Here is an 18,788-nt window from a genome sequence, read left to right on the forward strand (position 1 = left end):
ACGCCGCCTCCCATGATCGTCCGGAATCGCCCCTCCGGGCTGAAGATCTTCCTTCTCTGGCGCGGTTCGATCCTGCCGCGCATCGGGCCCGCGCTGCTGCTGAACGTGGTGATCGCGGTGCTCGTGACGCTGGCGCATGGCAGCCTCGGCGCGCTCAAGATCCCGATCGGCACCGTGCCTTTCTCGCTGATCGGGTTGCCGCTCGCGATCTTTCTGGGGTTTCGCAACAGCGCCGCCTACGACCGCTTCTGGGAAGCACGCAAGCTCTGGGGCGAAGTGATCCTGCGGGCGCGCGGCCTGGCGCGTCAATGCCAGAGCCTGATCGACGGCGATGGCCCTGCCGACCATCGGCGTCATGGCCTGGACGACCTGCGCGTGCGCATGACGCTGCGCGCCGCCGCCTTCGCCCATGCGCTGCGCCACCAGCTGCGCAACACCGATCCGCAGTCCGATACGCAACCCTACCTGCGCGAGGCCGAATCGACGGCGATGCGGGGGTTTTCCAACAAGCCGCATTTCCTGCTGCTGCGCATGGGTGCCGACCTGCAGGAAGCGGTGAAGGCAGGGCGCATCGAGCCCTGCCTCGCGGCCAACGTCGACGGCACGCTGTCCGCGCTGGGCGGCGCGGCGGCCGCCTGCGAGCGCATCCGCGGCACGCCGATCCCGTTTGCTTACACGCTGCTGCTGCACCGCACGGCCTACCTGTACTGCTACCTGCTGCCCTTCGGGCTGGTCGACTCGATCGGCTTCATGACGCCCTTCGTCGTGCTGATCATTGCCTACACCTTCTTCGGGCTGGACGCGCTCGGCGACGAGATCGAGGAGCCGTTCGGCCTGGAGCCGAACGACCTGCCGCTCGAGGCGCTGTGCCGCGCGCTCGAGATCGACCTGCGCGAGTCGGTCGGCGACGTGGCGCCCCCGCCGCTGCAGCCGGTCGACTACTGCCTGCGCTGAGCCTTTTTCTTTTTTTCATCACCTTCGATCCTTCCGCCGCGAAAGCATCCCGCACCATGTCCTACCAAAGCCGCATCCGCCTGCCTGAACTGATGAACAAGATCACGAGCGCGGAGTCCGCGGCGGCGTGGATCCGCGATGGCATGGTGGTCGGCATGAGCGGCTTCACGCGCGCGGGCGACGCCAAGGCCGTGCCGCTCGCGCTGGCGGAGCGTGCCCGCCACGAGCCGCTGAAGATCACGCTGATGACCGGCGCTTCGCTCGGCAGCGACATCGACCGCACGCTCGCCGAAGCCGGCGCGATTTCGCGGCGCATGCCCTTCCAGGCCGACCCGACGCTGCGCAGCGCGATCAACCGGGGCGAGGTGATGTTCATCGACCATCACCTGTCGGAGACCGTGGAGCTGCTGCGCACGCGCCAGATCGCACCCATCGACGTGGCCGTGATCGAGGCGCTGGCCATCACCGAGACCGGCGCCATCGTGCCGACCACGTCGATCGGCAACAGCGCCAGCTTCGCGATCCTGGCCGACAAGGTCATCGTCGAAATCAACACATCGCAGTCGCCGGCACTCGAAGGGCTGCACGACATCTTCATCCCGCGGCACCGTCCGCAGCGCGAACCGATGCCGCTGATGACGCCGCACGACCGCATCGGCAGCACGGCGATCGAGATCCCGCCCGAGAAGATCGTGGCGATCGTCATCACCGACAAGGCCGACAGCACCTCGACGGTACTGCCCGCAGATGCCGAGACGGCGGCCATCGCCGGGCATCTCGTCGAATTCTTCGAGCGCGAGGTGGCGCTGGGCCGGTTGACCGAGCGCTTGCTGCCGCTGCAGGCGGGCATCGGCACCGTGGCCAATGCGGTCATGTCGGGGCTCGCCGCCGGTCCGTTCCAGCACCTCACCATGTATTCGGAGGTGCTGCAGGACTCGACCTTCGATCTGTTCGACGCGGGCAAGCTCGATTTCGCATCGGGCTCGTCGATCACGCTGTCGCCGGCGCGCGCCGCGCAGGTGTTCGGCAACCTGGGCGCCTACAGGGACCGGCTGGTGCTGCGCACGCAGGAGGTCAGCAACCACCCCGAGATCATCCGCCGGCTCGGCATCATCGCGCTCAACACGGCACTCGAGGCCGACATCTACGGCAACGTCAATTCGACGCATGTGCTGGGCACGCACATGATGAACGGCATCGGCGGCTCGGGCGACTTCGCGCGCAACGCCTACCTGTCGATCTTCGCGACCAAGTCGGTGGCGAAGGGCGGGGCGGTGTCGAGCATCGTTCCGATGGTGTCGCACGTGGACCATGTGCCGCAGGACGTCGACATCCTGGTCACCGAGATCGGCCTGGCCGACCTGCGCGGGCTGGCACCGCGCGAGCGGGCGCGGGCCATCATCGCGAACTGCACGGCCGAACCCTACCGGGGCATGCTGAACGACTATGTCGAGGAAGCCGTCGCCACGCGTGGCGGACAGACGCCGCATGTGCTGGAAAAGGCGCTGTCATGGCATCAGCGGTACCGTGAAACGGGCCGCATGACCGACTGACGCGGGCGAGCGGCGAGCGAGCGCAGCCGGCCGTGCCGACTGCGCCCGAGAGCCTGTCAGAGCCCGAGCATCAGCTCCAGGTTCTGTACCGCGGCGCCACTGGCGCCCTTGCCCAGGTTGTCGAGACGCGCGATCACCACGGCGTGGCGATGGTCCTCGTTCGGGAACACGCGCAGTTCGAGCTTGTTGGTGTCGTTGAGCGCCGTCGGCTCGAGCTTGCCGTCGTCCGTCGGCGGCAGCACCTGCACGTACTGTCCGGGGGTGTTGCTCTTCGCGTAGTGGGCGGCGAGCGCCTCGTGCAGGTCGGTGGCCTTCGGCTTGCCTGGCAGGTCGTCCAGGTGCAGCGGCAATTGGACCAGCATGCCCTGCTTGAAGTTGCCCACCGACGGAATGAAGACAGGGCGGCGCGTGAGGCCGGTGAACTTCATGATTTCGGGGATGTGCTTGTGCTTCAGGCCCAGCGCGTAGGTTTCGAAAGGCGGCGCTTCGCCCTTTTCATAGGCCTCGATCATCGTGCGGCCGCCCCCGGAATAGCCACTGACCGAGGGCAGCGCGATGGGGAAGTCGGCCGACAGGATGCCCGCATCGACCAGCGGACGCACGATCGCGATGGCGCCCGTGGCGTAGCAGCCCGGATTGCCCACGCGGTCGGCTTGCGCCACGGCCTGCCAGTGGCCTTCGACCAATTCGGGGAAGCCGAAGGTCCAGCGTGGATTCGTACGGTGCGCGGTCGATGCGTCGATGATCTTCGGCTTGGCGCCCGGCAACTGGTCGATCAGCGCCACCGACTCGATTGCCGCGTCGTCGTGCAGGCACAGCACGACGATGTTCACGCCGGCCATCAAGTCGCGCTTGGCGTTTGCATTCTTTCGCAATTCGGGCGCGATGCTCACAACTTCGATCTGCGGCATCCGGGCGAGCCGCTCGCGGATCTGGAGGCCGGTGGTGCCGGCCTCGCCATCGATGAAAACCTTGGCCATGGTGTTTGTACTCGGGGGAGGATCTACGTATTGACCGCGTCGGCAACTCGGGCTTGGTGCGGCGCACCATGATACATTCCTGCGTTGTCCCCCGCCCCCGCCCTCCAGGCGCCGTGGCCCGCGGACAGCAAAGCCCAACCAGCTTCCGTTCTCAACCCCCCCGTTCCGAGAGACACCTCATGAAGATTCACGAGTACCAGGGCAAGGAAATCCTTGCCAAGTTCGGCGTGCCTGTGCCGCGTGGCATTCCGGCTTACACGGTCCAGGAGGCCGTCGAAGCCGCCCAGAAACTTGGCGGCCCGGTGTGGGTGGTCAAGGCCCAGATTCACGCGGGTGGCCGCGGCAAGGGTGGCGGCGTCAAGGTCGCCAAGACCATCGAAGACGTGAAGAAGCTCGCCGGAGACATCCTCGGCATGCAGCTCGTCACGCACCAGACCGGCCCCGAAGGCCAGAAGGTCCGCCGCCTCTACATCGAAGACGGCGCCGACATCCAGAAGGAATACTACGTGTCCGCCGTGACCGACCGCGCCACGCAGAAGGTCGCGTTCATCGCCTCGAGCGAAGGCGGCATGGACATCGAGGAAGTGGCCCACTCCTCGCCCGAGAAGATCATCACGGTCTACGCCGACCCAGCGGCCGGCCTGACCGACGCGCAAGCCAAGGAAATCGCCGACGGCATCGGCATTCCGGCCGACTCGACCGCGCAAGCCGTCGACGTCTTCAAGAAGCTCTACACCTGCTACATGGAAACGGATGCCTCGCTGGTCGAGATCAACCCGCTGAACCGTGACAGCAAGGGCAACATCATGGCGCTCGACGCCAAGTTCAATTTCGACCCGAACGCGCTGTTCCGCCATCCCGAACTCGTGGCCCTGCGCGACCTCGACGAAGAAGACGCGGCCGAAGTCGAGGCTTCGAAGTTCGACCTCGCCTACATCTCGCTGGACGGCAACATCGGCTGCCTGGTGAACGGCGCCGGCCTGGCGATGGCCACCATGGACACCATCAAGCTGTTCGGCGGCGAGCCGGCCAACTTCCTGGACGTGGGCGGCGGTGCCACCCCCGAGAAGGTCACGGAAGCCTTCAAGATCATGTTGAAGAACAAGAACGTCAAGGGCATTCTGGTCAACATCTTCGGCGGCATCATGAAGTGCGACACCATCGCCACCGGCGTGATCGCAGCCTGCAAGGCCGTGAACCTGAGCGTTCCGCTGGTCGTGCGCATGAAGGGCACGAACGAAGTCGAAGGCAGGAAGATGCTGGCCGAATCCGGCCTGCCCATCATCAGCGCCGACACGATGGCCGAAGCGGCCCAAAAAGTGGTTGCAGCCGTCAAGTAAGGATTAGTCATGTCGATCTACATCAACAAAGACACCAAGGTCATCACGCAAGGCATTACCGGCAAGACCGGTCAGTTCCACACGGAAAAGTGCCAGGAATACGCGAACGGCAAGAACGCCTTCGTGGCCGGCGTGAACCCGAAGAAGGCCGGCGAGTCGATCTTCGGCATTCCAATCTTCGGTTCGGTCAAGGAAGCCGCGTCGCAAACCGGCGCCACCGTGTCGGTGATCTACGTGCCGCCACCCGGCGCGGCCGCCGCGATCTGGGAAGCCGTCGAAGCCGACCTGGACCTGGCGATCTGCATCACCGAAGGCATTCCGGTCAAGGACATGCTCGAAGTGCGCAACAAGATGAAGGCCAAGGAAGCTGCCGGCGGCAAGAAGACGCTGCTGCTCGGCCCGAACTGCCCCGGCCTGATCACGCCCGACGAAATCAAGATCGGCATCATGCCCGGCCACATCCACCGCAAGGGCCGCATCGGCGTGGTCTCGCGCTCGGGTACGCTGACCTATGAAGCCGTGGCCCAGTTGACCGAAATCGGCCTCGGCCAATCGTCGGCAGTCGGCATCGGTGGCGACCCGATCAACGGTCTCAAGCACATCGACGTGATGAAGGCCTTCAACGACGATCCGGACACCGACGCGGTCATCATGATCGGCGAAATCGGCGGCCCGGACGAAGCTGACGCAGCCCGTTGGTGCAAGCTGAACATGAAGAAGCCGGTCGTCGGTTTCATCGCAGGCGTGACCGCGCCTCCCGGCAAGCGCATGGGCCACGCCGGCGCGCTGATCTCGGGCGGTGCCGACACGGCCGATGCCAAGCTCGCCATCATGGAAGAGTCGGGCTTCACCGTGACGCGCAACTTCTCGGAACTGGCCAAGTTGCTGAAGGCAAAGCTTTGAGCCCCTTGGGCCGCTAAGATCCGTTACTCCAACAGAGCAGGGCGCTCGCAATGCAAATTGCGGGCGCTTTTTGCCATACAAAAATGAGGGAAGACAATGGAATTACTGCAGACATCGGATTTCTGGATCGGTCTGATCAAGATCGTCTGGATCAACATCATTCTTTCCGGCGACAACGCGGTCGTGATCGCGCTGGCTGCCCGTTCGCTGCCGCCAGCCCAGCAGAAGAAGGCCGTGCTGATCGGCTCCGGCGCCGCCGTCGTGCTGCGCATCGTGCTGACCGTGGTCGCCGCCAAATTGCTGGCACTGCCTTATCTGCAGATTGCAGGCGGCGTGCTGCTGCTCTACATCGGCGTGCAGTTGCTGAGCGAAGAAGAAGACGGTGAGGGTGAGAGCAAGGAATACGGCAGCATGTTCGCGGCCGTACGCACGATCCTGATCGCCGACCTGGTGATGAGCCTGGACAACGTGATTGCCGTGGCCGCTGCGGCACAAGGCAACACCACGCTGTTGATCCTCGGCCTTGCGATCAGCATCCCGCTGGTGATCTTCGGCAGCACGCTGATGATCAAGCTGATGGAGCGTTTTCCGATCATCGTCATGCTTGGTGCCGCGCTGATCGGCTGGGTGGGAGGCGAAACCATCGCTGGCGACGTCGTGCTGCACGACATCGTGACCGCCACGCCTTGGCTGCACTACGCGGCAGCGACCGTCGGGGCCGTGTTCGTCGTGCTTTTTGGCCGCTGGTTGCAGTCGCGCGCGAAGCACGCGGACTGATACGAAGTCGTCGGTAAGCAGCAGACGGCGACACGACCCAGATGCTGCTATTCGGCCGACGACCACATCCCACCGAGACGGTGGGTTCGTGGGATTTCGCGGCGCTCACCGATGCCGGCCGCGTGCGCGGCAACAACGAGGACGCAGTGGCCTTCGACGCCGAGCTCGGCCTTGCGCTTCTTGCGGATGGCATGGGTGGCTACAACGGCGGCGAGGTCGCCAGTGACATGGCGATCAGCTTGCTGCGCGCCAATTTCAGCCGATGGATTGCACGCACGGGCCGGCCGGCATCGCCACGCGCGCTGCGGCGTGCCTTGCGGGCCGGCGTCGACGAAGCGAACGGCGCCATCCTGAAAACGGGCATGGGCAGCCAGCTTCTGTATGGCATGGGGACCACGCTCGTGTTGGCGGCGTTCGGCGAGCGATCGGTGCTTGTCGGGCACATCGGCGACTCGCGTTGCTATCGCTTGCGGGGCGGACGGCTCGACCAGCTCACCCATGACCACTCGCTGCTGCAGGAGCAACTCGACGCAGGCCTGCTGACACCTGAACAGGCTGCGTCATCGAACCAGCGCAATCTGGTCACGCGTGCGCTCGGTATCGAGAGCTCCGTCGATCTCGAGTTGCACGAACATGCCGCGCAGCCCGAGGATCTCTATCTCCTGTGTTCTGACGGGCTCACCGAAATGGTGCCGGATGTGGAGCTTTTCACACTTTTGAACAGAGATATCGACCTCCCGTCCCTCGCGACACTTTTGGTTGCAAATGCAAATGACAATGGCGGCCGGGACAACATCTCAGTTGTTCTTGCGAGAGCGGTCAGGCGCGGATAACGCGGCACGCTCCGGAATAACGCTCCCATGACATGGCAGCGTCGACAATCCGGTGCACTCTGCTTCCCCTACTGATGCTGGACCCAGGAGTCGGTCGTGCGGATATTGATCATTTCGTTGGATGGGTCCGTCATCGAGGAAGTACCGTTGGTGAAGGCGCGAACGACACTCGGCAGGAGGCTCTACAACGACATCGTGGTGGACTCCCTGACGGTCAGTGGTGAGCACGCCGTGTTCCATCTGGTCGGCAACGAGGTTCAGCTCGAAGACCTGAACAGCACCAACGGCACCTATATCAATGCGCGCGCCATTCAGAAGCGCCCGCTCGAGCCTGACGATCTGGTCGAGATCGGCGAGTACCGGATGCGCTGCATCCTCCGCGACGACCCATCGGCTGCCGATGCATCTGCCGCACTCCAAGGCGCCGGAATGGCCGAGCCGCCGGATCGCCCCGACGACACGGTGTCCTCGCTGCCAGGCGAAACGCAGCGCACGTCGTTGTTCAAGCGTCTTCGCACCAGTGGCTGATTCTGCAATGCGCGCTGCTCGGCACGCCATACGGGCGAGGCCGTCATGAGTCCCTGGCGCCGGCACCGCGTTCGAATCGCCCTGACTCTCCTGCCGGTCGTGATCGCGCTCATGCATGCGATCGGCATCTGGCGGCTGGGGTTCGTCGATCGCCTCGATCATTTCATCTACGACGTGCGGTTGAGCGCGACCATGCCACGGACGCTGGACCCGCGCGTCGTGATCGTCGACATCGACGACGCCAGCCTGCGTCAGTTCGGCCAATGGCCCTGGAGCCGCGACAAGCTGGCGCGGCTCAGCACCGAATTGCTGAAGCGCCAGGAGGTGACGGTGCTCGGCTACGACGTCCTGTTCGTCGAGTCCGACGACAGCGCCGGTCTGGCGAGCCTGCGGGAACTGGCGAGCGGCGCGCTTCGGGGCGTGCCGGCCTTTGCCGCCGAAGTCGAGCGCCTGGCGCCGACGCTGGACCACGACGCCGCATTCGCGCGTGCGCTCGTCGGGCAGCCCGTGACGCTTGGCTACTATTTCACTCAGGATCCGTCGCCCAGCACCAAGGGGCGATTGCCCGAGCCGGTGCTTGCCGCCTCGGCATTTCCGCAGGGCCGTCGTTATGCGCCGCGCTGGAATGGTTTTGGTGGCGGTATCGCCCCACTGGCGCAGGCGGCACCGTCGGCCGGCTTCTTGAATGTGCTCGTCGAGGACAGCGAGGACGGTGTCGTGCGATCGGCGCCGCTGCTCGGGCGCTACGAAGGCGACGCGGCCCGGCCTGGCTACTACGAATCGCTCGCGCTGTCGGTGTTCCGGCTGTCCGTCGGGTCGCCGCCGATCACGCCGCTGCTGGTCGAGGATTCCTGGGCGCTTGGTGCCCCGGTGCTGGAGGCGCTCCTCCTGGGGCGTGGCGGTGCGCAGCGGCGCGTGGCGGTCGATTCGCAGGCCGGGGCGCTGGTGCCGTACCGCGGGCCCGGCGGCGCCAAAGGCGGATCGTTTCGCTACGTCGCGGCCGCCGATGTGCTCAACGGCAAGCTGGCACCTGGCGAGCTGAAGGGAAAGATCGTGCTGGTCGGTGCAACGGCGCCAGGCCTGCAGGAATTGCGCACGACACCCGCAGGGCCGGCTTTCCCCGGGGTGGAAATACACGCCAACATCATCTCCGGCTTGCTCGATGGGCGCCTGCCTGCGATACCTGACTACGCCCAGGGCTACGACGTGGTCGTCGTTCTGGTCGCGGGCTTGCTGCTGGCATTCGGCCTGTCGCTGCTGTCGGCCTCGCGCGCAGTGCTGTTCGGTTTCGCGGTCGGCGCCGCGCTGATCGGCCTCAACAGCTGGCTCTATCTGGGCGCCGGCCTCGTCATGCCGCTGGCCGCGGCGCTGCTGATGACCGGGCTGGCCTTCATGCTCAACATGAGCTGGAGTTATCTGGTCGAGGCGCGCGGTCGGCGCGGCCTGGCGCGCTTGTTCAGCAGTTACGTGCCGCCGCAGCTCGTTGCGGAAATGCTCGAGCAACCGGAGCGCTACAGCATGCGCGCCGAGAGCAAGGAGCTGACCGTGATGTTCTGCGACATGCGCGGCTTCACCCGGCTGTCGGAGCGCATGGCGCCGGTCGAATTGCAGACCTTGCTGAACGGCGTGTTCAGCCGTCTGACCGAGATCATCACGCGCCACCGCGGCACGGTCGACAAGTACATGGGCGACTGCGTCATGGCTTTCTGGGGCGCACCGGTCGATGCGCCCGACCATGCGGTGCTGGCGGTGCAGGCGGCCATCGAGATGGCGGCTGCGGTTCGCGAGATCGATCAGGTTCATCGTGCGAATGGACGGCCGGGCATCGGCGTTGGCATCGGCCTGAACACCGGCGTGATGAGCGTCGGCGACATGGGCTCGGCATTGCGCCGCAGCTATACGGTCGTCGGCGATGCCGTCAATCTGGCGTCGCGGCTCGAAGGACTGAGCAGTCAGTACGGCGTGCAGATCCTTGCAACCCAGTCGACCTGCCTCGCCGCGACCGGCCATGTCTGGCAGGAGCTCGACTCGGTCTACGTGCGGGGGCGCGAGGCACCGGTCGCGATCTTCACGCCCGTGGCCGTTGCCGGCCAGCTCGACCCGGAGCGTCTTGCCCAGTTGGACCGTTGGGCCAAGGTGCTGGCAGCCTATCGCGCGCAACGCGCGGAAGAGGCGCAGGAATTGCTCGCGCCTTTGCTGACACGACATGGTGAAAAAATTCTTTACCGGGTCTACGCGCAGCGGCTAGCCTCCATGGCTGTCCGTCCCCACGATCCCGGTTGGGACAGCAGTACGCGCTTCGAAAACAAATGACAGAAAGGTGCCGGAATGCAGGTCCGCGTGTTGGGTTGCTCCGGCGCCATCGCCAAGGGCTGCCGGACGACGTCTTTTCTCGTCGATGACGATCTGCTCATCGACGCAGGCACCGGCGTAGGCGATCTCGCACTCGACGAGATGGCCCGCATCGATGAAGTGCTGCTCACGCACTCCCATTTCGACCACATTGCCTCGCTGCCGTTGATGCTCGACGCGGTGGCTGGCCGTCGCTGCCGGCCGCTGCGGGTGTATGCGCAGCGTGCCACCATCGACGCGCTGCGGCGGCATGTCTTCAACGACGTCATCTGGCCGAATTTCGAGCGGATCCCGAGTCCCGACGAGCCTTTTCTGAGCTTCCACGACATCGCCGTGGGCGAGTCGATCGTGCTGGGCAGTCGTGTGGCAAAACAGGTCGAGGTTCTCCCGGCCATTCACACCGTACCGGCTTGCGGGTTCGCGGTGCGCTGCGCTTCGGGCGGGGCACACTGGGTTTTCAGCGGCGATACAGGGCGCAATCCGGCGTTCTGGGCGCGCGTGAACGCCCTGGACGTCGCCATGCTCGTGATCGAGACGGCTTTTGGCGACAGCGAGCAGGTGCTGGCCGATCGCAGCCTGCATCTCGTGCCCGCGAGCCTCTATGAGGAACTCGCGCGAATTTCGGCGGGCTCGCCTTATCCGATCTATATCACCCACACCAAGCCGGCCGAAACCGAGGAGATCATGGTTCAGATCGATGCCCTTGCCGCTGCGCAAGGCGTGCCGAATGGCGGCAAACACGATATCCGGATGCTGAGCGCAGGGCAGATCCTGCAAATCTGAGGCCACGCCGGCGTGGCCCATTCCTGTCGCTTGCCGTCGACCGTGACGAGTTTTGTCAGCGTCTGTGACGCGAAAAGACACACTTCGTCACGACAGGTAACGTTGTGGGGCGTCAGATGCGCAAACGAAGGGCTTCATCGGCTGGCACGGTTGCTGCGGACAATGCGGGGTGCAGCGGGCGTTCCGGCTGTCAATTTTTCTGGAGTTAAATAAATGAATCGTCATTCCATTGCGCGAAATGCGCAAAAGGGTTTTACGTTGATCGAATTGATGATTGTTGTGGCAATCATCGGGATTCTGGCTGCGGTTGCATTGCCGGCTTATCAGGATTACGTGATAAAGGCGAAGATCAGCAATGCGATGTCTTCGGTCGATAGTTTGAAGACGGCGGTTGCGCTTGCAGCACAAGAAGCCGGTGCTACATCTAAGGTTGATGACACGGCAATTGCGACTATGCCGGTATTCACACCAACAAAAGAAGTGTCGGCTGCATCCGTTACAGCGGGAACTGGCGCAATAGTGGCAACGCTTCAAAATTTCGGAAACACGGATATCGATGCCAAGACGATCACTTGGAAGCCATCGCTTGGCTCCAGCAACGTGACATGGGAGATTACGACCACCATCACGTCGACCACGGGCACCGGCGCACAAGCAAAGGCCGCAGTCATCAAAAATAGCACGCCCGCGAGTGGAGCCAGCAGCTGATCTTGCAAAAGCCTGAGTGAAAAGCGGTGCGTTGGCACCGCTTTTTCTTTTATGTGGCCAGTCTTCTTTGGCGATTCACCTGTGATTGATGCCTTCCTGATCGGCATTCCATTCATCTCCCCGATCGTCGCCGGCCCATCTTCAAGCGCATGGCAATTGCTCGGCGCCTGGAGTTGCGCCGCGCTGCTGTTGCTGCAAGGAGGCAGGGTGCCATCACGCGGCATGTTGCTCTGGCTCGCTCTCGCGGCGGGGTTGATCGCTACCAGCGTCGGCCCGCATCACGCCCTTCAGGCAACCGCTGTCGCAGCCATCGTCGTCACCGCGCTCGCCGCGTGTGCTGGCGCTGCGATCGTTGCAGATCCACGCCGATCGTCTTCTCTTGCCTGGGGCGTTCTCGTTGCCGGTGCTGTGAGTGCGGTCTTCGGCCTCTTTCAGTACTACGGCGCCGCAAAGGCGCTGTTCCCCTGGACTTCCGCGCCCGAGATCGGCCAGGCCTACGGCAATCTGCGCCAGCGCAACCAGTTCGCCACCTTGATCAGCATGGCGCTCGTTGCCGCGCTCTGGCTGCACGGTCGTTTGTCCGACCGCGCCCGCGCGGGGCTGCTTCCTGCCGCCGTGCTGCTCACGCTCGCCGCCGCGGCCTCCACCTCGCGCACCGGTCTGCTGCAGTGGCTGTCGATCAGCCTGGTCGCCGCCTTCATTGCGTGGCGGGAGCGGCGCCTTCCCATGCCGGATCGCCGGTATCAATTGCCGCATCCCTCGTGGTTGCTCGCGCTCATTCCCGGCTATTTCCTCGCTGCCTGGGCCTTGCCGCAACTGGCCGGCGCGGCGGTCGAAGGCATGCTGCTGCGCTTGCGCGAGGGGGCGCCCGAAGGCCACAGCCGATTGTTGCTCTGGCGCAATGTGCTCGACCTGATCGCCGCACATCCATGGCGCGGCTGGGGCTGGGGGGAACTGAGCTTCGCGCACTACAGTTTTCCGTACACCGGTGCGCGCTTCGTCGAACTGCTCGACAACGCACACAACCTGCCGCTGCAACTGGCGGTAGAGCTCGGCATTCCGGCCGCGTTGCTGATCTGCGGTGGCTTTGCCTGGCTGGTGCTCACGGCTCGGCCGTGGCGCGAGCGCGATCCGTTGCGGCTGATGGCCTGGGCGATGCTGGGTGCGATCGTGCTGCACAGCCTGCTCGAATACCCGCTCTGGTATGGACCGTTTCAACTGGTGTTCGGCGTCTGCCTCGGCATCCTCTGGCCGGGCCGTCGGCTTGCCAAGGCGGCGCCAGTGACAGCTCCGGCCGGCGCACCGCGCGGCGCGGCGTGGTACCAGGTCGCCGCGTTGCTGCTGGTCGTCGCGATCGGCTATGCCGGTTGGGACTACACGCGCATCAGCCGCCTCTACATGGCGCCCGACGAGCGCCCCTCCGTGGGGAGACAGCCCGACACGACGCTGGACGACGCAAGCGCCTCCTGGCTGTACATGCGCTATGTGCGCTTTGCCGAGCTCGTGCTGACGCCCGTCGATCGAGGCAATGCCGCGCACGTGTACGAACTGGCGCAGCGCTCGCTGCACTTCTCGCCCGAGCCGCGCGTGATCGGCAAGCTGGTCGACAGTGCGACGTTGCTCGGCGACGATCGGGAGGCATCTGCGCAGTCCGCACTGTTCCGGCGGGCCTATCCCGACGAGTACGCGGCGTGGCGCGAGACCAAGCCCTCCAGTGCACCGCTGCACTGAGGCATGCGCCGGACCCGTGAATGAGCGCGGCGAAGCGCGTTGTGGTCCGCGGCTGCGCCTCGATGCCTCAGCAGCGCATCAACCCCTCACTCGGCGATGTAGCTGCCCGACTTGCCGCCATGCTTCTCCAGCACGTGGACGTCGTTGATCGTCATGCCGCGGTCGACCGCCTTGCACATGTCGTAGATCGTGAGCAGTGCGACCTGCACGGCCGTCAATGCTTCCATCTCGACGCCGGTCGGGCCCACCGTCTCGACCGTTGCCGTGCAAGCCACCTGCGGCACGCTGCCATCGGCGAGCGCGAAGGCCACTGCGACGCGGGTGAGCGCGAGCGGATGGCACAGCGGGATCAGGTCGCTCGTCTTCTTGGCCGCCTGGATGCCGGCGATGCGCGCGATACCGAGCACATCGCCCTTCTTGGCGGTGCCGGACTCGATCAGCGCCAGCGTCGCGGCCTGCATCTCGATGCGGCCGGTGGCGATGGCCACGCGGTGGGTTGCAGGCTTGGCAGCCACATCGACCATGTGGGCCTGGCCCTGGGCATCAAAATGGGTAAGGTTGCTCATGGTGAACGTTCGGCAAGGGTGTGCATCATAAGAGGCCGAGCCACCATGAGGAATGCAACGCCCGATGCCTCTGATGCCTGAAAACCGTCCCGACCGAGCCCGTTCGCCCGGCGCCCTTCGGCCCGCCGGGCCGAAGCTGCGTCCGCTGCGAGCCCTGTGTGCAGCCTTGGTGATCGGCAGCCAGTTGCTGATGCTGCCGGCCGCTCGCGCGCAACTGCTGCCCGGCATGGGCGACGGCGGCGAGATGACCGCCGCTGCCGAACGCCGGCTCGGCGACCAGATCGCGCGCGAGTTGTACCGCGACCCCGACTTCATCGCCGACCCGGTCCTTGAGGCGTACGTCCAGGACATCTGGCAGCGGCTGCTGGCTGCGGCGCGCGTGCGCGGCGAGCTCACGCCGGAGCTCGACGAGCGCTTCGCCTGGACCGTGCTGCTGGGCCGCGACCGGAGCATCAACGCCTTCGCCTTGCCGGGCGGCTATCTGGGCCTTCATCTGGGCCTGATCGCGGCGACCGACAGCGCCGACGAACTCGCCACCGTGCTGGGCCATGAGCTGTCGCACGTCACCCAGCGCCACATCTCGCGCATCATGAGCAAGCAGAGCCGGCAGATGCCGCTGCTGCTGGCGGCGATGGTGCTGGGCATGATCGCCGCCGGCAAGAGCCGCAACGGCGACGCGGGCCAGGCCGTGCTCATGGGCAGCCAGGCCATGGCGATGCAGAACCAGCTGAGCTTTTCGCGCGACATGGAGCGCGAGGCCGACCGCATCGGCTTCGGCGTGATGACGCAGGCCGGCTTCGCGCCGCAGGGTGCCGCCTCGATGTTCGAGAAGCTGCAGTACGCCTCGCGGCTCAACGACAACGGCTCCTATCCGTACCTGCGCAGCCACCCGCTCAACAGCGAACGGATCTCGGACATGCAGGGGCGCTTCCAGTTCCGCGCGACCGAAGGTCCGGCGCCCGATGCGCCATCCGCCGCCGCCGGCACGGCGCCCGCCGCACCCGCCGCACCCGCCGCACCACGCAGCCCGGTGGTGCGAGCGCTGCGGATGGATCACGCCATGATCGCCGCACGTGCGCGCGTGCTGTCGCGTCCCGGTGTCGACGTGCTGCGCCTGGGCGTTCAGGCGGCCTCGGGCCCCGACTTCGCACGGGCCGCGCCCGCCCAGCAGGCCGGCATCCTGTATGCCGCCGCGCTGGCGGCCTGCACGCAACGCGACTTTCCACAGGCGCAGGCACTGGCCGAACGGCTGAGCGCACGCGTTGCCGGCGATGCCGCCGCCACGAGACTGGCCCGTCTGTTGGCGGCCGAGATCGACCTGGCCGCCGGTGCGCCGGCACGTGCCGCCGCGCGGCTCGACCCGAAGTCGAAGGACGAGCCTGAAATGCTGCTGGCTGCGCAGGTGGCGGTTGCGATGCGCGACCCTGCGCCGATGGTTCCGCCGCTGCGCGACTGGGTTGCCGTCCACCCGAAAGATGCCAGCGCCTGGCACGCGCTCGGTGCGCTCTACACGGCGCAGAACGACACGCTGCGCGCAGTACGTGCCGATGCCGAGGCGAACGTTGCGACGCTCGACTACGCCGCTGCGCGAGATCGTTTTCGCGCAGCCCAGGAACTGGTGCGCCAAGGCGGCGGTCCTGCGGGCGTCGACCACTACGAAGCATCGATCATCGACACCCGCGCCCGCGCGATCGACGCGTTGCTGAAGGACCAGCAGGACGACCCGCCGCCATAGCGGCGGTCGGCGGCGCTACTTGCGCTGGAACAAGCCGCCCAGCGCCGATTCGATGAGCAGGCCGAGCAGCGAGTAGATCAGCGAGCCGATCAGCGCCGCGCCGAAACCCGTCACGTTGAAGCCGCCGAGCAGCCCCGACGCCGACCAGAACATCAGCGCGTTGATCACGAACAGGAACAGCCCGAGCGTCACGATCGTCACCGGGAGCGTGAGCACCACGAGCACCGGTCGCACGATCATGTTCAGCAGCCCGATCACCGCGGCGGCGATCAGCGCCGAACCGAAGCTCGCGACCTGCACGCCGCTGTAGAGATAGGTCACCGCCAGCAGAGCCAGCGCGCTGAGAAGCCATTTGAGGATGAGTCGCATGGCTGCAGGATATCAGCGCGCGCGGGCCGGGCGCGTGAAAAGCTGGGGGGCGACGCGGCCGCCGCCGGGCCGCCCCAAGGCGGCCGCGCCTCCCCCTCGGGGGGTGGCGAATTACACGCGCGAAGCGCGTGAAAAGCCGGGGGGCTACGCGGCTGCCGCCGGGCCGCCCCAAGGCGGCCGCGCCTCCCCCTTGGGGGGTGGCGAATTACACGCGCGGAGCGCGTGAAAAGCCGGGGGGCCTCATTCCGCGAGTTCGTTCGCCAATATCAGCAGCGCACCCATGCCCATCACCGCGCCGGGCAATGCCCAGCCCGAGTGGCTCGGCACCTGGTCCGGCGTCACCGGCTCCAAATCGACGCCGATCTTCGGACGGCGCGCATCGACCACGCGCGTCGCGGCGCCGTGCTCCATCTTCAGGCGCTGGGTCAGTTCGGTCAGCGTGCCCTGTGCCAGCACCGGCGTGACGGCGTCGCCGGCCTGCTCGAACAGCGGCAGCATCTGCGCCTGCGTCTTGGCGAACCATTTGGCGCGCCAGTTGGCCCGCGCGCTGTGGCTGACCCACTTGCTGATGCGCGCCGTCATGCGCGGCGCGCACGCGACCATCACCCAGTGGCGTGCTCCGCCGCCTGCGGCCTCAGGCGTGCTGCGGGCGAGGAAATCGCGCGCATAGGCGGTGTCGTCGACGTAAAGAATGATCTTCTCCATGGCGTGCTCCTTCGTGGTTGAACGTGACAAGGTCGTTGACGGCGATCAGGCCGAGGCCGGCGACTTGGCCGCATTGCGGCTCGCCGCCCATTTGCCGATGGCCAGCACCAGCAGCGCACCGAAGATGCCTGCGGCATAGCGCACGGTGTCGGTCTGGGGCACCTTCGGCACCCAGGTCCATGCGGCCACGTTCGCGACCGCGGGGTCGGACACCGCCATCGTGCCGGCGATCCAGCCCAGCAGCATGCCGCCGAGCGTGATGATCATCGGGAAGCGGTCCATCAGCTTGATGACCAGCTGGCTGCCCCAGACGATGATCGGAATGCTCACCAGCAGGCCGAAGATCACGAGCGGCATCTGGTGGCCGTCGCCGGCACCCTGCGCGGCGCCGGCGATGGCGATCACGTTGTCCACGCTCATCACCAGATCGGCCACGATCACGGTCTTCACGGCAGCCCACAGCTTGTCGCTGCCGGCGATGTTGCCGTGCGGGTCGTCGTGCTCGGGTGCCAGCAGCTTGACGCCGATCCACACCAGCAGCGCCGCACCGACGATCTTCAGGAACGGGATGGCGAGCAGCGTGAGCGCGAAGAAGATCAGGATCACCCGCAGAACGATCGCGCCCGCAGTGCCCCAAAGGATGCCCTTGGTGCGTTGCGCCGGTGGCAGCTTGCGGCAGGCGAGCGCGATCACCACCGCGTTGTCGCCGCCCAGGAGAATGTCGATCATGATGATCTGACCGACTGCGACCCAGAATTCCGGGGTCATGAAGGCTTCCATAGTGTCCTCAGTTCGTTGCTAATCAATCCACAGGTGGATGAGGCGAATGAACGGAACCGGGAACACATTCCGGGATTGGCAATCGCTTCGATCAAACCTGCGCGGGTTCAAATCGAAGGTCTTGCTCGGCAGCGCGATGCTGCCCGACAGGCCGGAAGTTGTTGTGCTTCGTATTGACGACCTGCCGATACCCGTTGCGTGGCAGCGGGCGGGAGCTACTCCCCTTCGTGGCGCGGATTAGAGCATCCCGGCGTGCCTGCTGGCAAACGCCATGACTGAATGCTTAAAGAAAACAGTGCTGAAGACGTTGCAGCGACTGGCCTGGATGCTCTGCAATTGATAGCAGGCCCAAATCCTTCAGCTTCGGCAGGGCTTTGGGAGACTATGATTCCGGCTCGTTTTTTCGTTCCCCATGGCCGCCATTCACATCACCGACATCGAGGCCGCCATCAACTACTGGCGGGAGAAGAAACCGTCGCCCGACGGCATCACGCTGGCCCCCGAATTGCGTGCGCTGGCCGAGGTCTACGCGTTGATGGTCTTCCATCACGAGGACGAGGTCGCCGACGTCGGCTTCCCGGCCGAGGCCTGGGCCGCCTGGCTCGGCTGGTACGAGAGCACACCCGACACGCCCTGCATCGCGATCTGCTCCACCAGCCAGGGCGATGACGAGTGCAAGGGCTGCGGTCGCAGCTTCGAGGAAGTGCAGCATTGGCCCGCGATGACGCCGGCCGAGAAGCGCGTCACGTGGCGCCGCATCACGATGGAAGACAAGGCCTGGCGCTTCAATACCTATGCCGAACGCGCCCGCGAATCGCGGGACGTGCCGGCGCAGGATGCGCCAACGCCAGAAGCCGGCGACAGCCGCTGAGCGCCATGCGCCGCCTCGCCCAGGCTCCGAATCTCGCGATCGCGACGCTTTGGGTGCACGCCCTGCGCGAGGACGGCGTCGAGGCCACGGTGCAGCGCGAGTTTCTCGGCGCGGTGGTCGGCCAATTGCCGCCCGACCAATGCCTGCCCGAAATCTGGATCGACGACGAGACCCAGTTCGACAGCGCCAGGCGCCTGTTGCAGGCCCTGCAGGATCGGCCGCAGCGCCGCTGGCACTGCCGCTGCGGCGAACTGGTCGAAGGCGGTTTCGAGCAATGCTGGCAGTGCGGCCAGATGATGCCTTCGGCCTGAATCAGGCGC

Annotated in this window: 19 protein-coding genes; 14 read left to right on the forward strand and 5 right to left on the reverse strand. The window is 65.7% G+C overall.

Features of this window, described 5'->3' with window-relative positions; all coding sequences use genetic code 11:
• The first annotated feature begins 12 nt into the window (after window positions 1-12).
• Complete coding sequence (locus tag AC07PZ_RS06980; protein ID WP_495294321.1) at window positions 13-954, forward strand: bestrophin family protein; 942 nt, start codon at window positions 13-15, stop codon at window positions 952-954.
• 56 nt (window positions 955-1,010) lie between these two features.
• The gene (gene scpC, locus AC07PZ_RS06985) at window positions 1,011-2,507 is read left to right on the forward strand and encodes a succinyl-CoA:acetate CoA-transferase ScpC (RefSeq protein WP_495294322.1); all 1,497 of its coding nucleotides are present in this window, start codon (window positions 1,011-1,013) and stop codon (window positions 2,505-2,507) included.
• A 56-nt stretch (window positions 2,508-2,563) separates the two neighbouring features.
• On the opposite strand, the gene argC is transcribed toward scpC, so the two are convergent.
• On the reverse strand, window positions 2,564-3,487 hold the full coding sequence (gene argC / locus AC07PZ_RS06990) for an N-acetyl-gamma-glutamyl-phosphate reductase (protein WP_495294323.1): 924 nt from the start codon (window positions 3,485-3,487) through the stop codon (window positions 2,564-2,566).
• A gap of 179 nt (window positions 3,488-3,666) precedes the next feature.
• Between argC and sucC the strand changes: the two genes are divergently transcribed.
• From sucC to AC07PZ_RS07035, 9 genes are all read left to right on the forward strand, one after another.
• Window positions 3,667-4,827: an ADP-forming succinate--CoA ligase subunit beta gene (gene sucC / locus AC07PZ_RS06995; protein ID WP_495294324.1), complete on the forward strand. Its 1,161-nt coding sequence runs from the start codon at window positions 3,667-3,669 to the stop codon at window positions 4,825-4,827.
• Between the two features lie 9 nt (window positions 4,828-4,836).
• On the forward strand, window positions 4,837-5,730 hold the full coding sequence (sucD, locus tag AC07PZ_RS07000; protein WP_495294325.1) for a succinate--CoA ligase subunit alpha: 894 nt from the start codon (window positions 4,837-4,839) through the stop codon (window positions 5,728-5,730).
• A gap of 96 nt (window positions 5,731-5,826) precedes the next feature.
• Complete coding sequence (locus AC07PZ_RS07005) at window positions 5,827-6,507, forward strand: TerC family protein (protein WP_495294326.1); 681 nt, start codon at window positions 5,827-5,829, stop codon at window positions 6,505-6,507.
• Between the two features lie 41 nt (window positions 6,508-6,548).
• Window positions 6,549-7,340, forward strand: coding sequence for a Stp1/IreP family PP2C-type Ser/Thr phosphatase (locus AC07PZ_RS07010; protein WP_495294327.1), 792 nt, complete (start codon window positions 6,549-6,551; stop codon window positions 7,338-7,340).
• A 96-nt stretch (window positions 7,341-7,436) separates the two neighbouring features.
• Complete coding sequence (locus AC07PZ_RS07015; protein WP_495294328.1) at window positions 7,437-7,868, forward strand: FHA domain-containing protein; 432 nt, start codon at window positions 7,437-7,439, stop codon at window positions 7,866-7,868.
• Between the two features lie 45 nt (window positions 7,869-7,913).
• Complete coding sequence (locus AC07PZ_RS07020) at window positions 7,914-10,181, forward strand: CHASE2 domain-containing protein (RefSeq protein WP_495294329.1); 2,268 nt, start codon at window positions 7,914-7,916, stop codon at window positions 10,179-10,181.
• A gap of 15 nt (window positions 10,182-10,196) precedes the next feature.
• Complete coding sequence (locus tag AC07PZ_RS07025) at window positions 10,197-11,003, forward strand: MBL fold metallo-hydrolase (RefSeq protein WP_495294330.1); 807 nt, start codon at window positions 10,197-10,199, stop codon at window positions 11,001-11,003.
• A 213-nt stretch (window positions 11,004-11,216) separates the two neighbouring features.
• Complete coding sequence (locus tag AC07PZ_RS07030) at window positions 11,217-11,711, forward strand: pilin (RefSeq protein WP_495294331.1); 495 nt, start codon at window positions 11,217-11,219, stop codon at window positions 11,709-11,711.
• A gap of 81 nt (window positions 11,712-11,792) precedes the next feature.
• Complete coding sequence (locus AC07PZ_RS07035) at window positions 11,793-13,442, forward strand: PglL family O-oligosaccharyltransferase (RefSeq protein WP_495294332.1); 1,650 nt, start codon at window positions 11,793-11,795, stop codon at window positions 13,440-13,442.
• A gap of 86 nt (window positions 13,443-13,528) precedes the next feature.
• On the opposite strand, the gene moaC is transcribed toward AC07PZ_RS07035, so the two are convergent.
• A complete protein-coding gene (moaC, locus tag AC07PZ_RS07040) occupies window positions 13,529-14,008 on the reverse strand; it encodes a cyclic pyranopterin monophosphate synthase MoaC (protein ID WP_495294333.1) in 480 nt (159 codons plus the stop codon).
• Between the two features lie 190 nt (window positions 14,009-14,198).
• On the opposite strand from moaC, the gene AC07PZ_RS07045 reads away from it, so the two are divergent.
• Window positions 14,199-15,743 carry a M48 family metalloprotease gene (locus tag AC07PZ_RS07045; RefSeq protein ID WP_495294555.1) on the forward strand — a complete coding sequence of 515 codons (1,545 nt, stop codon included), beginning with the start codon at window positions 14,199-14,201 and terminating at the stop codon, window positions 15,741-15,743.
• Between the two features lie 15 nt (window positions 15,744-15,758).
• Here AC07PZ_RS07045 and AC07PZ_RS07050 read toward each other — a convergent pair whose 3' ends face one another.
• From AC07PZ_RS07050 to AC07PZ_RS07060, 3 genes are all read right to left on the reverse strand, one after another.
• Window positions 15,759-16,112: a phage holin family protein gene (locus AC07PZ_RS07050; protein WP_495294334.1), complete on the reverse strand. Its 354-nt coding sequence runs from the start codon at window positions 16,110-16,112 to the stop codon at window positions 15,759-15,761.
• A gap of 240 nt (window positions 16,113-16,352) precedes the next feature.
• Window positions 16,353-16,817, reverse strand: coding sequence for a hypothetical protein (locus tag AC07PZ_RS07055; RefSeq protein ID WP_495294335.1), 465 nt, complete (start codon window positions 16,815-16,817; stop codon window positions 16,353-16,355).
• 45 nt (window positions 16,818-16,862) lie between these two features.
• On the reverse strand, window positions 16,863-17,597 hold the full coding sequence (locus AC07PZ_RS07060; protein ID WP_495294336.1) for a TerC family protein: 735 nt from the start codon (window positions 17,595-17,597) through the stop codon (window positions 16,863-16,865).
• Window positions 17,598-18,009: 412 nt separating this feature from the next.
• Between AC07PZ_RS07060 and AC07PZ_RS07065 the strand changes: the two genes are divergently transcribed.
• Together AC07PZ_RS07065 and AC07PZ_RS07070 are read left to right on the forward strand one after the other, a co-directional pair.
• Window positions 18,010-18,468, forward strand: coding sequence for a DUF3717 domain-containing protein (locus AC07PZ_RS07065; protein ID WP_495294337.1), 459 nt, complete (start codon window positions 18,010-18,012; stop codon window positions 18,466-18,468).
• 5 nt (window positions 18,469-18,473) lie between these two features.
• Window positions 18,474-18,779: a putative signal transducing protein gene (locus tag AC07PZ_RS07070; protein WP_495294338.1), complete on the forward strand. Its 306-nt coding sequence runs from the start codon at window positions 18,474-18,476 to the stop codon at window positions 18,777-18,779.
• The last annotated feature ends 9 nt before the right edge of the window (window positions 18,780-18,788 follow it).

The sequence above is a fragment of the Variovorax sp. GW821-FHT10B04 genome, assembly GCF_059415645.1.

Bases quoted from the DNA above. Each gene is read 5' to 3' on its own strand.
- AC07PZ_RS06980 (WP_495294321.1), top strand. From the start codon at position 13: ATGATCGTCCGGAATCGCCCCTCCGGGCTGAAGATCTTCCTTCTCTGG.
- scpC (WP_495294322.1), top strand. From the start codon at position 1,011: ATGTCCTACCAAAGCCGCATCCGCCTGCCTGAACTGATGAACAAGATC.
- argC (WP_495294323.1), bottom strand. From the start codon at position 3,487: ATGGCCAAGGTTTTCATCGATGGCGAGGCCGGCACCACCGGCCTCCAG.
- sucC (WP_495294324.1), top strand. From the start codon at position 3,667: ATGAAGATTCACGAGTACCAGGGCAAGGAAATCCTTGCCAAGTTCGGC.
- sucD (WP_495294325.1), top strand. From the start codon at position 4,837: ATGTCGATCTACATCAACAAAGACACCAAGGTCATCACGCAAGGCATT.
- AC07PZ_RS07005 (WP_495294326.1), top strand. From the start codon at position 5,827: ATGGAATTACTGCAGACATCGGATTTCTGGATCGGTCTGATCAAGATC.
- AC07PZ_RS07010 (WP_495294327.1), top strand. From the start codon at position 6,549: ATGCTGCTATTCGGCCGACGACCACATCCCACCGAGACGGTGGGTTCG.
- AC07PZ_RS07020 (WP_495294329.1), top strand. From the start codon at position 7,914: ATGAGTCCCTGGCGCCGGCACCGCGTTCGAATCGCCCTGACTCTCCTG.
- AC07PZ_RS07025 (WP_495294330.1), top strand. From the start codon at position 10,197: ATGCAGGTCCGCGTGTTGGGTTGCTCCGGCGCCATCGCCAAGGGCTGC.
- AC07PZ_RS07030 (WP_495294331.1), top strand. From the start codon at position 11,217: ATGAATCGTCATTCCATTGCGCGAAATGCGCAAAAGGGTTTTACGTTG.
- moaC (WP_495294333.1), bottom strand. From the start codon at position 14,008: ATGAGCAACCTTACCCATTTTGATGCCCAGGGCCAGGCCCACATGGTC.
- AC07PZ_RS07045 (WP_495294555.1), top strand. From the start codon at position 14,199: ATGCTGCCGGCCGCTCGCGCGCAACTGCTGCCCGGCATGGGCGACGGC.
- AC07PZ_RS07050 (WP_495294334.1), bottom strand. From the start codon at position 16,112: ATGCGACTCATCCTCAAATGGCTTCTCAGCGCGCTGGCTCTGCTGGCG.
- AC07PZ_RS07055 (WP_495294335.1), bottom strand. From the start codon at position 16,817: ATGGAGAAGATCATTCTTTACGTCGACGACACCGCCTATGCGCGCGAT.
- AC07PZ_RS07060 (WP_495294336.1), bottom strand. From the start codon at position 17,597: ATGGAAGCCTTCATGACCCCGGAATTCTGGGTCGCAGTCGGTCAGATC.
- AC07PZ_RS07065 (WP_495294337.1), top strand. From the start codon at position 18,010: ATGGCCGCCATTCACATCACCGACATCGAGGCCGCCATCAACTACTGG.
- AC07PZ_RS07070 (WP_495294338.1), top strand. From the start codon at position 18,474: ATGCGCCGCCTCGCCCAGGCTCCGAATCTCGCGATCGCGACGCTTTGG.